The organism is Oceanihabitans sediminis (genome assembly GCF_003337215.1).
GTDB lineage: Bacteria > Bacteroidota > Bacteroidia > Flavobacteriales > Flavobacteriaceae > Oceanihabitans > Oceanihabitans sediminis.
Window position 1 is genome coordinate 158145 of record NZ_QPIG01000001.1, and the last position, 14735, is coordinate 172879.

A 14735-nucleotide genomic window follows, 5' to 3' on the forward strand; every position below is an offset into this window, starting at 1 on the left:
TTTTAATTCCCGCATGCACGGGAAACACTGTTGTTATAATTATTAATTTATTCTAAATCGCAATCCTGCATAATAGTTAGATCCAAAAATTGGGCCATATACAAAAGTCGTATCAAAATATGGTCCGAATGGATTATCTGCTCCTAAAACAGGATTGTATTGTTGTACATTTGTAATGTTTTCACCTCCTAAATATACTTCAAATTTTGGAGAAAACACTTTGGTTATTTGCACATTTACAGTCCCTACACTTGAAGAATACTCCCCTAACTGATACTGTAAAGGATTTGTTTCAGTGGAAGAAAATCGCTGTTTCCCTAACCAGTTAAAGGTAGCATCAAATTTCCATTGTGATAAATTCGTTTCAGAAATCGCTGTTTCATAGGAAGCATTTGCGAAAAATCTATTCTTAGGAACAAGAGGTTTTTCTAATTTTTCTGAACCATATTGCGTTTGTACATCGTAGTATTTATATGCTAATCGCATATCGAAATTTTCAAACACATTATAATTTATTTCCACTTGAAAACTATTCGCATAACTATCTCCTTCTAAATTATAGAAATTCACCTCTTGAGGGTTTTCAAAATCAACAACTACTTGATTTTGAAAATCTGTTCTATAGTAATCAAACGTGATATCTGCCTTTCTAGAAAAAAAATCGAAACCTTGTAAGAATGACACTCCGTAATTCCAAGCTATCTCCGGGTCTAAACCATAGATTTCCCCATTAGCATTCAAGATATTTATGCTTCTAGAAGTTGAGAAAACACTTTGGTTTTCTGCAAATATATTAGCGCTTCGTTTTCCTCTTCCAAAAGAAGCTCGTAAGGCAGATTTTACCCAAGGAGTATATCTAGCATGCACTCTCGGACTTATAAAAGTTCCTAAAAGGTTATGAGAGTCTACACGCAGACCAGCTGTTATATTCACATCATTTAAATTATCAAAAGCATATTCAAAAAAGGCTCCAATAGCCGACTCTGTTCTGCCATAATCGGTAGTATTTACCAACTCATCATAATGGTCATAAGTATAGCTTATTCCGGTTTTAAACTTGTTTCTAGAATCGGAAATAATAGAATTATAAACCACCGATGTATATAAGCTATTATGCGTTATGTCATAATTATTTAATCCGAAATAAGAATCTTGTTCATGACTACTAAAAGCTGCTTGTACTCCTACACTTTGCCACGGAATCTCTGTATTTACATAGCCTAATTTTGTAGAAACTTCATATCTTTTTGTGTCTATTTCACCTCCCCATGCATTGGTAGTACCTCTATCTTTTATCGGATCAAAGTTTACTTGTCCGGTTTGTTTTTCGTCATTTAAAAACTTAAAGTTTATAAAACTTACAAAACCATTTTCTGTGTTTGTGTATTGCCAACGGTTCATCACATTTATTTGATTATAAATTGGCATATCCATAAAACCATCGTCATTTACATCGTGTTTTTTACTACTTGTATTTCCATGTAAATAAATTCCAGTATCCCATTTTTCACTAACCTTTGTGTTGATATGAGTATTAAGCTCTAATCGTTCATTTATTGCCCCGTAAAGGTTCACAAACAACCTATCGTCTGTAGATGGCTTAACTAGCTCTGCATTAATTTGTCCTGCAATACTTTCAAAACCGTTTACAACACTCCCCGCTCCTTTGGTTATTTGAATACTTTCTACCCAAGTTCCTGGAATAAAACTCAATCCGTAGGCCTGAGAAGCTCCTCGAATTGATGGAATATTTTCTGTTGCAATTAGTAAATACGGACTTGTTAAACCAAGCATTTTGATCTGTCTAGTGCCTGTAACAGCATCTGCGAAATTCACATCTATTGATGGATTTGTTTCAAAGCTTTCAGATAAATTACAGCAGGCTGCTTTTAATAGTTCATCACTACTTACCGTGAATGTATTGGTTGCATTCAAGTAGGATTTTGCTGTAGTTTGTTTTCTAGAAGTTATGGTGACTTCTTCTAATTCGCTTTTTGGTTCTAAAGTAATTTGAAGCTTTTTGGCACTAGTAACTTGAATGGTATCGGTTTTAAAACCTACATAACTTACTACTAATTTTGTATATGATTTATCATAAGGAATTGTGAAATTTCCATCAAAATCTGAAGTTGTTCCTACGGAAGTCCCCAACCAGTAAACATTCGCTCCAAATAAAGGAGCTTCTTTTTTACTTTCTGTTGCTTCTAAGATTTTTCCACTAATTTGCTCTTGAGAAAAGATTACTAATGGAAAAATGAATAATATATATAATATGTTTTTCATTTTTTTATACTCGTCTGAACGAGAAATATTTAATTTTAGTTTTACTATTAAAATCTGTTGCACAAATAAATACAAGCAAGTGCATACTGCTATATATTGTGTTTTAAAACACAATACAGCGTCTTCATTTTCATGAGAAACTTTTAAAAGAAAAATTAAATCAAATTAGAAAAACATCGTTAACCAACTGTATGTCAACAACTATATTAGGTGGAGTATAATTTTTATGCGGAATGATTTGTTCTAAATCAATCTCAAAAAGATTCATATAAGAAAAGGCAAATGTTGTTAAAAACACTTGTTCTTCAATATCTATATCGTCAAATGAAGGAGTTTTTACTGCATCTTGCCCTTGAATAACTTCTATCTCATCTTTACAACAAGACATCATTTCTACTGAAGTTTCAGCAGAAACTTCCTCTATTTCTGGACCACAACTTTTTGCTTCAGAAAACAGAGAAATATCTATTAAATTATCACCACAAAAATGCTTTTCAACAGTCATAGAAACAGTTGAAAATAGCACCAAAAAGGCTAATACTATAGAAAAACTTGTATGTAGTACTTTTTTTATCATTTGTAATCTTCGATTCAAAATTACAAAAAAGAATATAATTAGTCCTCTTTTACCAAAGGATTAACAGTTTAGTCCTGCTGTTTATAATAATAAAAAGCCGGAATTAAAAGTAGTAAGATTAGCGGCTGAATTAAAAATCTTCTAATATTAAAGAATAAGTAGTAGTCCTCCTGTTTTGGGTTTATTACAAAGTACAAAAACAAGACCAATAGAATTATTAGAGACAAAGTATAAATAATAGTAGAAAACTTAATAATGCTTTTATCTCGAAAAAGCACAAATAAGATAGCAAGAGATATTACGGTATTAATAAAATAACGTAACACAGTTGAAAAGGTTAATTTTAATGCTTCTCGTCTTGGAGAATCTATATACAAGTAATCGCTTTTGAAGAAATCTAAATATGGGTCATAAAAAAGCTGTGTTTCAAAAAACCGAACAAGTATTAATAAGACTACCAAAACGGCTAATAGTACATATTTTGAAACTTTATGCATCTCCTTCTTTTTTTAAAGAGAAATGATTTACCCAAACTACCCACAGTAAACATACCATACCATAAATTATAGCAGGAAAAATTATATCATGTAAAATATACTCGTGCTTTGGGTAATGATACAAACCAGCAGTTATAGCTGCAATTCTAACCAAATTTGTAATATAAATCAAAACGCTACCAGCCAAAATATAAATAGCCGTAGTTTTAAATTTTCCTGCAAAAGCAATTATAAATGAAATAAATAAAATAATAACACTAATAGAGTTACATCCCTCAATAACCCGAGCAAGATATTTGTTGTTTATAATTAATTTTAAAGAAGGCTCATCTGGATGCGGAAGAAGTTTCACATCATAATCTAAAACAGTTAGCAGCTCTGCACTTTGCACCCCAACTAAATGCGTCATATAATCTGGATAATATTCTGAATCTGAAGAATATTGCAAATACATTTTATAAGCAAAAGTTAAAACAATATACACCAATAGAAAAGTCACTATAAACCTAATTACCGATTTGTATTTTATAAAAAGTTCCTTCAAAAGTTATCTATTATTTTACAAGGTTAAATTTATGCAAAATGTTCTTAATTAAATTGGTTTTTAAATACTTTTACCAAAAGTTTAAAACATATGAATTTTGAGCAATTAAAACCAGAAATTGAAAAAATCACCCAAAAGACAGAAGGGACTGTAAACGACAAACTTCTTTCTATTTGTACGCTTTTAGAAAAACATATTCCTTACTATAATTGGGTTGGTTTTTATTTTAAAAACGGAGATAAAAACGAACTAAAACTAGGTCCGTATGTTGGAGAACCAACAGACCATACCATCATCCCATTTGGGAAAGGTATTTGCGGACAAGTTGCTGTGAGTAATAAAAACTTTGTTGTTCCAGATGTTGCAGCTCAAGACAATTACATAGCTTGTAGCATAACGGTTAAAGCTGAAATCGTAATCCCTATTTTTGTAAACGGTGAAAATATTGGTCAAATTGATATAGATTCAAACACGCCTGATCCTTTTACCGAAGCTGATGAGCGCTTCCTTGAATTTGTTTGCGAGCAAGTAGCTTCAATACTTTAGATAGGGCATTATCAAACATAACAAACCCCTTAAATCTTCATTTAATGAATCAAGATTTAAGGGGGTTTCTATTTTTAGGTTTTATATTGAAAATTTACATTCCTGTTCTAATTGCTTCAACAGGATCTAACTTAGATGCTGATAAGGCAGGAATAACTCCTGAAACCAAGCCAATAATGGTGGAAAGTATAAAACCAAGAAGCATATTACTAAATGATAGCACAAACTCAAAACTATCAGAAAAATTAGTCAATACTATAGAGACCACCCAAACTAGGAAAAGTCCGACTAAACCTCCAATTACAGCTAAAATTACAGCTTCAAACAAAAATTGAAACAATATAAACCTATTCTTTGCTCCTAGCGATTTTTGGATTCCTATTAAATTGGTTCTTTCTTTTACACTAACAAACATAATATTTGCAATTCCGAAGCCACCAACTAAGAGAGAAAAGCCACTAATAATCCATCCCATCAAGTTTAATTGCCCAGTAATATTATCTATTAAATCGGTAAAACCCTGAAGTTCATTTACAAAAAAATTATTTATCTCTCCTGCCTTCAATCCTCTAAAGTTTCTTAATCCTTGAGAAATAACTGCATTAAACTCCGATAAATCTATTCCCGATTTTGGCTTTACAACTATTGCTGGAAAAGCTCTTTTATTATTATCTCCAAGCAACCTTCTAACAAAATTTACCGGTAAAATTGCCGCAGTATCTTTAGAACCACCAAACAAGCCAGAACCTTGTTTTTTAAGCACACCAATTACGGTAAATTTCCTTCCGTAAAGTCTAACTTCTTTTCCTATCGGGTCAAAATTTCCAAATAAGCTACTTGCTATTTCATCTCCTAAAACTACTACTGGAGAACCAGAATTAGATTCAGCTTCATTAAAAAACCTTCCTTTTTCTAATTCTAAACTTTCAATATTATAATAACCACTTGTTACTGCTGCTATTTCTACATTTTCAACAGAAGCTCCATCATATTTTATGGTTTCCGGGTTTACATTTAAAGTATACGAAACAGCTTCTACATCTGGAATCTTACTTTCAATAAACTGATATTCTTCGTAGGTAACGTCTGGAAATTGTTCTCGTTTCCATTGCGGAATAGTTGTAGGTCCAAACGAAAACCGCATGATATAAATTGTACTATTATCTAAAGAACTAACTGTACCTTTAATTTCATTTTTTAGGGAATCTACTGCTGCTAAAACTGCAATAATGGAAAAAATACCAATAGTTACACCTAATAAAGACAAAAATGTTCGTAACACATTGTTTTTAAGTGCACTTATTGCAAAAGAAAAGCTCTCTTTAAAGAGACGCAAATACATTAACATAGGTAGTAGATTTATTCGTTTTTAACGTGATATAAAGGTAAGACGTTTTTAAATAAGTTTTGTTACAAAAAAGGAAAAACAAAGTTCCAAGCAAACCTTGTTAATAACTACTAGATTAATTTAAAAAAACAATTAGCTTTTCTTTAATTAAAAGCACTTTATATTATTATTTTTGCACCCATACAACAACATTTTACAACACAACAAATAAAAAATGAGCAACAACAAAACAATTAAGTCGGCTTTAATTTCGGTTTTTAGCAAAGATGGTCTTGAACCAATTGTAAAAAAACTTAACGAACAAAGTGTAACTATCTACTCTACAGGTGGTACAGAAAAATTTATCAATGATTTAGGAATTAATGTAGTACCTGTTGAAGATGTAACTTCTTACCCATCTATTTTAGGAGGGCGAGTAAAAACTTTACACCCAAAAGTGTTTGGAGGAATCTTAAACAGACAAAATCATTCGGGTGATGCTGCAGAATTAGCAGAATACGAAATCCCACAAATAGATTGTGTAATCGTAGACTTATATCCTTTTGAAAAAACAGTTGCTTCAGGAGCAAGTGAACAAGATATAATTGAAAAAATTGATATAGGAGGAATTTCATTAATTCGTGCAGCTGCAAAAAACTATGCAGATGTAGTTTGTGTTTCTTCGGTAGAAGATTATGCGGAATTCTTAGAATTAATCACAGAAAAGAACGGAAGTTTATCGGAAGCTGACAGAAAATTATTTGCTGCAAAAGCCTTTAATGTTTCGTCGCACTACGATGCTGCTATATTCAATTATTTCAATAAAAATCAAGAAATCACTTCACTAAAAATTAGTGAAACAACCGGAAAGGTTTTACGTTATGGAGAAAATCCACACCAAAAAGGATACTTCTACGGGGATTTTGATGAACTTTTCACGCAACTACACGGAAAAGAATTAAGCTACAACAACCTTTTAGATGTGGATGCAGCAGTAAACTTAATGAACGAGTTTAAAGGTGAAGCTCCAACTTTTGCTGTTTTAAAACACAATAATGCTTGCGGATTTGCGCAACGCGAAACTGTTCTTGACGCTTACCTAGATGCTTTAGCTGGAGATCCAGTTTCAGCTTTTGGAGGGGTTTTAATTTCAAATACTGAAATTGATAAAGCTGCAGCAGAAGAAATTCATAAATTATTTTGTGAAGTAGTAATCGCTCCTTCTTTTTCTTCTGAAGCTGAAGAAATTTTAAAAGGAAAGAAAAATAGAATATTACTAGTTCTAAACGATGTAGAATTTAAAGAAACTACAGTAAGAACTTGCCTAAACGGAATTCTAGTTCAAGACAGAAACTCTAAAACAGATAAGCTTGAAGATTTAAAACAAGCTACAAACAATAAACCAACAGAAAACGAGTTAGATGATTTAATCTTTGCATCTAAAATTTGTAAACACACAAAGTCTAACACGATTGTTTTAGTAAAAGACAAACAATTATGCGCAAGCGGAACAGGTCAAACTAGCCGTGTAGATGCATTAAATCAAGCTATTCATAAAGCACAATCTTTTGATTTCGAGTTAAAAGGTGCAGTAATGGCGAGTGATGCCTTTTTCCCGTTCCCGGACTGTGTAGAAATTGCAAATAATGCAGGAATCACAGCAGTGATTCAACCAGGAGGATCTATTAAAGACCAATTAAGCATTGATTATTGTAATGAAAACAATGTAGCAATGGTATTTACTGGAACAAGACATTTTAAACACTAAAATCCTGCTCAGTCAGGAAATAAACAGACAATAAAAACACTATCTGCTTTGTTTAATAAAAGCTATTTTAAAGAACAAAGCAGATGTTTTTTAACAATAATTAAAAGCCGAAAATCATAGAGCTAGCACTATGAATTAGAAGCTATTAAAACATGAATATAAAAATCAATTTTATAAAGCTTTTTATTATCTTTACAAGATTTGATTGTTAACATTATAATTACAGAATAAAGAATGGGATTTTTTGACTTCTTAACCGAAGATATTGCAATAGATTTAGGAACAGCAAACACTTTAATTATTCATAATGATAAGGTTGTGGTAGATAGTCCTTCTATAGTTGCTAGAGACAGAATTACTGGAAAAATTATTGCAGTTGGAAAAGAAGCTAGCATGATGCAAGGTAAAACTCACGAAAACATTAAAACAATTAGACCTTTGAAAGATGGTGTAATTGCAGATTTTGATGCCAGTGAGCAAATGATAAGCATGTTTATTAAAAACATTCCAGCTTTAAAAAAGAAATTATTCACTCCTTCTCTACGCATGGTAATTTGTATTCCATCAGGAATTACAGAGGTTGAAATGCGTGCAGTAAAGGAAAGTGCAGAACGTGTTAACGGAAAAGAAGTTTATTTAATCATGGAGCCTATGGCTGCAGCAATTGGTATTGGTGTAGATATTATGCAACCAAAAGGTAATATGATTGTTGATATAGGAGGTGGTACAACAGAAATTGCTGTAATTGCTCTAGGAGGTATTGTTTGTGACAAATCTGTAAAAATTGCAGGAGATGTTTTCACCAACGATATCATCTATTATATGAGAACACAACATAACTTATATGTTGGAGAACGTACTGCTGAAAAAATTAAAATTCAAATTGGTGCTGCTACCGAAGATTTAGATCTACCGCCAGAAGATATGAGTGTTCAAGGTCGTGATTTACTGACAGGAAAACCTAAGCAGGTACAAATTTCCTATCGCGAAATTGCTAAAGCTTTAGACAAGTCTATTTTAAGAATTGAAGATGCGGTAATGGAAACACTTTCTCAAACACCGCCAGAATTAGCTGCAGATATTTACAATACAGGAATTTACCTTGCAGGTGGAGGTTCTATGTTACGTGGTTTAGACAAGCGTTTATCTCAAAAAACAGATTTACCAGTTTATATAGCTGAAGACCCATTACGTGCAGTTGTTCGTGGAACAGGCATTACACTTAAAAACATTGCTAAATTCAAAAGCGTATTGATTAAATAAGAAATAGACCTACTTAAATCATGCAGCAAATTGTTAATTTTATTATTCGTAACAAAACCTTTTTGTTATACATACTGCTGTTTGCTATTTCTGTAGTCTTTACTATTCAAAATCATTCCTATCATAAAAGCAAATTTGTAAATTCTGCAAATTTTGTTTCAGGAGGTATTTATACCCAAATGAACGAGATTAGTCAGTATTTCGGATTAAAACATCAAAACAAACTACTTCAAGAGGAAAATAACAGACTTAGGTCTATTGTATCATCCAAGTTAGAAACGAAGCCTTCTTTTATAGATAGTCTAACTTTTGCTTCTACTTATAAGTTTACTCCTGCACTAGTTTTAAAAAACTCCTATACGATTAGCACCAATATTCTACTAATTAACAAAGGAAAAAGAGATAGTATACAACAGGATCATGGGGTAATTACTTCGAAAGGAATTTTAGGAATTGTTGACCAAACAAGTAAAAAATACGCTACGGTTATTTCTATACTAAACACTAAAAGTAAAATTAGTGCGCAACTAAAAAGAACAAATCATTTTGGTACACTAAAATGGAATGGAGAATCACCTAATATCGTGCAGCTTATTGATATTCCTTCTAATGCAAAACCTATAAAAGGAGATAGCATCATTACATCTGGTAGATCGGCTATTTTCCCTAAAGGAATTCCGGTAGGAAAAATCACTAATATAGAATTGGATGCTGCAGGAGACTTTTACGAATTAGATATTGAGTTATTCAATGATATGACGAATATTGAACATGTATATATAATTGAAAATAAAGACGCTCAAGAAATTACGAACCTACTAAATTCTAAAAATGAATAGCATAGCTTCTGTAAATACAATTCGTTTTATTACACTTGTTTTATTGCAAGTTCTTGTGCTTTCTCATATTTATTTCTTAGGGTATATAAATCCGTATTTATACATTCTTTTTATCATCTTGTTTCCTGTTAAAAACAACAGAATCGTTTTATTACTTCTAAGTTTTTTATTAGGAATTACAGTAGATATGTTTCTAGATTCTGGAGGAATGCACGCAGCTGCATGTGTTACCATTGCATACATAAGGCCTATGGTTTTAAAATTTTGTTTCGGTACCATTTACGAGCACCAAACCATCAAGTTTAATCAGGTAGAAATTGGCCAGAAACTGACCTATATCAGCATATTAACCTTAATCCATCATTTCATCTTATTTCTTTTTGAAGTTTTTAACTTTTCTAAGATAATTTTAGTACTTCAAAAAACGTTATTCTCAAGTATATTTACTATTATACTCTGTGTTCTAGTAACTATAATATTCAGTAGAAAAACTAAATGAGACAATTATTACTTTTCATTTCCATAATATTTGTTGGTTTACTTTTTATTGCAAGACTTTTTTATCTGCAAGTATATCAAGGAAACACCAATAATTTATACGAAGACAATGCCATACGTAAGGTATATGACTACCCTAAACGCGGATTTGTTTATGACAGAAACGGAAAACTTTTAGTTTCAAACCAACCGTCGTATGACGTGATGGTAATTCCTAATGAAGTAAAGCCTTTAGACACTTTAGAATTCTGTTCTTTGTTAAAAATCACAAAAGATCAATTTAAAAATACCTACGAAAAAGCATGGAGGTATTCACCAAGATTGCCTTATGTATTTCTTCCGCAACTTTCTAAAGAAGACTATGCCATTTTACAAGAAAAAATGCGAAAATTTGAAGGTTTCTATATTCAGAAACGATCCTTAAGAAATTACGAAACAACCATAGGCGCTAACGTTATTGGGGATATTGGAGAAGTAAATCAAAGAATTATAAACAATAACCCTTATTATAAAATGGGTGATTTAATAGGAATGCAAGGTATTGAAGCTTCCTATGAAAAAACCCTACGAGGTGTAAAAGGAATTAAGTTTATTCAAAAAGACAGATTCAACAGAGATATTGGTCCTTATAAAGATGGGAAATTCGACACCCTACCAGAATCTGGAAAAGACATAAAAACAACTATTGATGCTACTTTACAAGCATATGGTGAGGTTTTAATGCAAAATAAACGAGGAGGAATTATTGCCATAGAACCTGCAACGGGCGAAATACTTTCTATGGTTTCTGCACCCACTTATAACCCCAATTTATTAGTAGGTAGAGATCGCTCTAAAAACTTTACAAAGCTGTTTAGAGACACTATTGCAAAACCATTATTTAATAGAAGTTTACAAGGGGTGTACGAACCTGGTTCTCCTTTTAAACTAATGAATGCCTTAGTTGCATTACAAGAAGGGGTGATTTCTACAGAAGAAAGAATTACATGCTATACCGGATATAGATATGGTAATAGGTTTATGAAATGCCATTGTAGAAGTGGTAAGCAAAACAATATGATTGACGGAATTCAAGAATCCTGTAATGCTTATTTCGCAACTATATATAGACGAATTTTAGATAAACCTGGAGATGCTTCTGTTGGTATTGATATCTGGAGTAATCATGTAAAAAGTTTCGGTTTAGGAAATTTCCTAAATAACGATTTATATGTAGGTCAAAAAGGAAGAATTCCAGACAGAGAATATTATAGAGGAATTTACCCAAACACCTTTTATTCCACTTATACCATTTCAAATTCTATCGGACAAGGGGAAGTTGCTACAACCCCTATTCAATTAGCAAATATGGTTGCTGCTATTGCAAATAGAGGATTTTACTATACGCCACATATCATCAAAGAAATTAAAGGTGAAACAATTGATCCTAATTTCACCACCCCAAAGTATACTAGCATAGATAAAAGGCACTTTGAACCTGTAGTAGAAGGAATGCATAATGTATATAAAAACGGAACAGCAAAATATGTACAAGTACCAGAGATTGAAATTTGCGGAAAGACTGGAACGGTTGAAAACTTTGTAAGAATAGACGGTGTGAGAACACAATTAACAGACCACTCTATTTTTGTAGCATTTGCCCCAAAAGACGATCCAAAAATTGCCATTGCAGTATTTGTTGAAAACGGATATTTCGGTTCTAGATTTGCTGGAAAAATAGCAAGTTTAATGATTGAAAAATACATTAAGGGCGAGACAACAAGAAAGGATTTAGAAAACTGGATACTTTCGCATAGCTTAGAAAATGAATATGCAAAACCATATTCAGGAGAGCCTTTTAAAATTAATAGAGGAACAACTTTACAGGTAATTTCTCAAGAAGAAGTAAACGAACTAAAAAAACAACTTGCCAAATTAGATAAATAAAATATGTTTAGAGAAACAGATAGACATTTTAAATTTGATTGGGTAACAATAATTCTCTTTTTATTATTAGTTGGTTTTGGTTGGCTAAATATAGTTTCGGCTTCGCATGTAGGTGTAGAGGTAGATTATTTTGATTTCTCACAACCCTACGGAAAACAATTAGCTTTTATCGGGCTTACCATATTACTCATCATCTTTATTCTATCTATTGAAGCAAGGTTTTATGAACGGTTTTCTAGTGTAATTTATCTTATTTCCATGCTTTCCTTGGTCGGAATTTTCTTTTTCGGAAAAACAGTAAATGGGGCAACATCTTGGTACGGAATTGGAGGCATGACCATACAGCCTAGCGAGTTTGCAAAGGCAGCAACAGCTCTTGCTGTAGCAAAATATATAAGCGATTTAAATACAGACCTAAAGACTTTTAAAGACCAATTAAACATTCTAGTTATTTTGGCCATTCCTGCTATTTTAATTCTTTTACAAAACGACACAGGTAGTACATTGGTTTATGTTGCTTTCTTTTTTGTTTTATATAGAGAAGGACTACCAAAAGTATATTTATCACTTGGTGTAGCTTTGGCACTTATTTCTATTTCTGCTTTAAAATTCGGGGAGGTTATTACTTCTATAGCCACTGTGCTAATTCTTATTTTAAATCATTTTAGCAAGAAAAAGAAGCCTAGCATTTTACAGCCAATACTTATAGCTATAGCAAGTATCGCTTTAGCTTTTAGTGTAAATTTCTTTTACGACACTATTTTACAACAACACCAAAAAGACAGAATAAGTCTTTGGTTAAGGTTAGAAAAAGATCCTGCAAAAATAGAATCTATGCGTAGAGATATTTTATACAATCTTTACGAATCTGAAAAAGCAATTAGTTCTGGCGGATTAACCGGAAGAGGTTTTCTAGAAGGAACTAGAACCACTGGAAAGTTTGTACCTGAACAACATACAGACTATATTTTTAGTACCGTAGGAGAAGAATGGGGCTTTTTAGGATCCACATTTGTAGTAGTTGTGTTTGTTCTTCTACTACTTCGCGTTTTACGATTAGCTGAGTTACAAAAATCGCAATTTAGTAGAGTCTATGGCTATGCCGTAGCCTCCATTATTTTCTTTCACTTCTTGATTAATATCGGGATGGTAATGGGACTAATTCCTACAATAGGTATACCACTTCCGTTTTTTAGTTATGGAGGCTCTGGACTTTGGGGATTTACTATTTTACTATTCATCTTCATAAAGTTAGACTCTAACAGAATTAATGAATGGTAATAGCTTAAATTATTTCTTTTTAAGCTCTAATTTTTCAGCAAAATAATCGCAAAAATCTTTCATTGTTGCTGTCATCTTTTCGTCTTGCGTTGCTCTATTAAAGGTGTTTGCCATAGCAACTAAGGTCTGATGAAAAAATATTTTCATTTCATCTACAGGCATATCTTTTGTCCAAAGATCTATGCGTAACATTTCTTGTGTGTTGCTATCCCAAACAGAAAGCATTACAGCTTTTGCTTCTTCATTAGTAATACCTCCATCTTCTGCAGACCAAGTTAATTTTTCAGGAACTCTGTTCTCGTCTAATTCGACGTTTAATTCTATTTTCGATGTGATTTTAGACATTATAATTCTGGTTTAAATCTTGATTTATTAAATATTTCTTCTGCGTCTTTAATTAGCATTTCCTTTAAAGAAACAGAATTGTTTTCCATATATGCTTTTACAATCTGCCAACCAATGTATTGACCTATTCTTCCAGGAGATTCTCTATCTATTTCAACTAATTGAAACTTAGAAAAAGGAGCTGGATTTATAAACCTATTTAGTAAATTAGGATCTGTACTATACAGTAACTCTCGCTCTACAAAGTACGCCCATATCTGTGCTTCGTTAGTTTTTGCCCAATCTAATTGCTCTTGTGCATAACCAATTCTTTCTGCATCTGTTTTAAAAGGAATCATAAGGTCTTTGAAGTACAATTGCTTGCCAAAGTATATCATCTCATCTAAAAAGGTTTTGTTTTTCTTCGGAAAAATATAAGCTTGTGCATATTCTGAAGCTAGATCGATAACGATATTATCTTGAGTAAAAGTTCTAGATATATATTTCTGAATTCCTTCATAAAAATGATGGTCGCTCCCTAAATACGTATCTATTGCAATTAATGAAATGGTATCGGTTACAATTACTTTATTCCTATAGTCCACAAAAGACGTAGCACTTACTAAACGAGGTGTTTTAAACTCCGGAAAATAATATTTTATATGCTGAAAAAGGCTTTTCACCTCTCCTTCTACTAAGTTTAAATCAGGAAAAACCTTCTTTACCTCCTTATTTAGCTCTATCTGAATAGTGTCTTGCATTTTAGCTATCCAAAAAGAATCGGCATATTTTTTAGAAAACATAAACGGAAAAGCATCTTTCAACTCCTGTAGTTGCGATGGCTTCGCGTTGGCAAATGCTAAATCAAAACGCTCAATAGTTGCAGACATTTCTATTTTAGAAATTTCTTTTTCGAGTTTTGAGTCTTGTTTACAGGAAACAAATAAAACTGTAATGAAAAGGAATAAAAAAATATTCTTCATGAACTTATTTTTTTTATGGAGCTATTGAATTATTTTTGTTTGGCAAAGGTACTATTCTTTGTTTTAAATCCTTCAAAAA

Annotated in this window: 14 protein-coding genes; 7 read left to right on the top strand and 7 right to left on the bottom strand. The window is 32.1% G+C overall.

From position 1 onward, the window contains the following. Positions 1–42: 42 nt before the first annotated feature. The 4 genes from DU428_RS00715 to xrtF form a co-directional block, all read right to left on the bottom strand. Positions 43–2283: a TonB-dependent receptor gene (locus DU428_RS00715; protein WP_113965884.1), complete on the bottom strand. Its 2241-nt coding sequence runs from the start codon at positions 2281–2283 to the stop codon at positions 43–45. A 160-nt stretch (positions 2284–2443) separates the two neighbouring features. After that, a complete protein-coding gene (locus DU428_RS00720) occupies positions 2444–2860 on the bottom strand; it encodes an HYC_CC_PP family protein (RefSeq protein ID WP_072348589.1) in 417 nt (138 codons plus the stop codon). A gap of 68 nt (positions 2861–2928) precedes the next feature. Then, entirely contained in the window at positions 2929–3357 is a 429-nt protein-coding gene (locus DU428_RS00725; protein ID WP_072348587.1) for an exosortase F system-associated membrane protein, read from the bottom strand. Further along, on the bottom strand, positions 3350–3901 hold the full coding sequence (gene xrtF, locus DU428_RS00730; protein WP_072348585.1) for an exosortase family protein XrtF: 552 nt from the start codon (positions 3899–3901) through the stop codon (positions 3350–3352). The genes DU428_RS00725 and xrtF overlap by 8 nt, the downstream gene beginning before the upstream one ends. Positions 3902–3991: 90 nt before the next feature. Between xrtF and DU428_RS00735 the strand changes: the two genes are divergently transcribed. Beyond that, complete coding sequence (locus tag DU428_RS00735; protein WP_072348583.1) at positions 3992–4447, top strand: GAF domain-containing protein; 456 nt, start codon at positions 3992–3994, stop codon at positions 4445–4447. 94 nt (positions 4448–4541) lie between these two features. Here the strand turns inward: DU428_RS00735 and DU428_RS00740 are convergent, their stop codons facing one another. Continuing rightward, entirely contained in the window at positions 4542–5795 is a 1254-nt protein-coding gene (locus DU428_RS00740) for an ABC transporter permease (protein WP_072348582.1), read from the bottom strand. 214 nt (positions 5796–6009) lie between these two features. Here DU428_RS00740 and purH point away from each other — a divergent pair, with 214 nt between their 5' ends. The 6 genes from purH to rodA all read left to right on the top strand — a co-directional run bounded on the left by purH (position 6010) and on the right by rodA (position 13349). Continuing rightward, positions 6010–7542: a bifunctional phosphoribosylaminoimidazolecarboxamide formyltransferase/IMP cyclohydrolase gene (gene purH, locus DU428_RS00745; protein ID WP_113965575.1), complete on the top strand. Its 1533-nt coding sequence runs from the start codon at positions 6010–6012 to the stop codon at positions 7540–7542. Positions 7543–7776: 234 nt separating this feature from the next. Further along, complete coding sequence (locus DU428_RS00750; RefSeq protein ID WP_072348578.1) at positions 7777–8805, top strand: rod shape-determining protein; 1029 nt, start codon at positions 7777–7779, stop codon at positions 8803–8805. A gap of 20 nt (positions 8806–8825) precedes the next feature. Then, complete coding sequence (gene mreC / locus DU428_RS00755; RefSeq protein ID WP_072348576.1) at positions 8826–9644, top strand: rod shape-determining protein MreC; 819 nt, start codon at positions 8826–8828, stop codon at positions 9642–9644. Next, the gene (locus DU428_RS00760; protein ID WP_072348574.1) at positions 9637–10143 is read left to right on the top strand and encodes a rod shape-determining protein MreD; all 507 of its coding nucleotides are present in this window, start codon (positions 9637–9639) and stop codon (positions 10141–10143) included. The genes mreC and DU428_RS00760 overlap by 8 nt, the downstream gene beginning before the upstream one ends. Then, on the top strand, positions 10140–12068 hold the full coding sequence (mrdA, locus tag DU428_RS00765; RefSeq protein WP_072348572.1) for a penicillin-binding protein 2: 1929 nt from the start codon (positions 10140–10142) through the stop codon (positions 12066–12068). The genes DU428_RS00760 and mrdA overlap by 4 nt, the downstream gene beginning before the upstream one ends. A gap of 3 nt (positions 12069–12071) precedes the next feature. Then, on the top strand, positions 12072–13349 hold the full coding sequence (rodA, locus tag DU428_RS00770; protein WP_072348570.1) for a rod shape-determining protein RodA: 1278 nt from the start codon (positions 12072–12074) through the stop codon (positions 13347–13349). Between the two features lie 9 nt (positions 13350–13358). Here the strand turns inward: rodA and gldC are convergent, their stop codons facing one another. Together gldC and gldB are read right to left on the bottom strand one after the other, a co-directional pair. Further along, positions 13359–13694: a gliding motility protein GldC gene (gldC, locus tag DU428_RS00775; RefSeq protein WP_072348568.1), complete on the bottom strand. Its 336-nt coding sequence runs from the start codon at positions 13692–13694 to the stop codon at positions 13359–13361. Then, positions 13694–14656 carry a gliding motility lipoprotein GldB gene (gldB, locus tag DU428_RS00780; protein ID WP_072348566.1) on the bottom strand — a complete coding sequence of 321 codons (963 nt, stop codon included), beginning with the start codon at positions 14654–14656 and terminating at the stop codon, positions 13694–13696. The genes gldC and gldB overlap by 1 nt, the downstream gene beginning before the upstream one ends. Positions 14657–14735 lie beyond the last annotated feature (79 nt).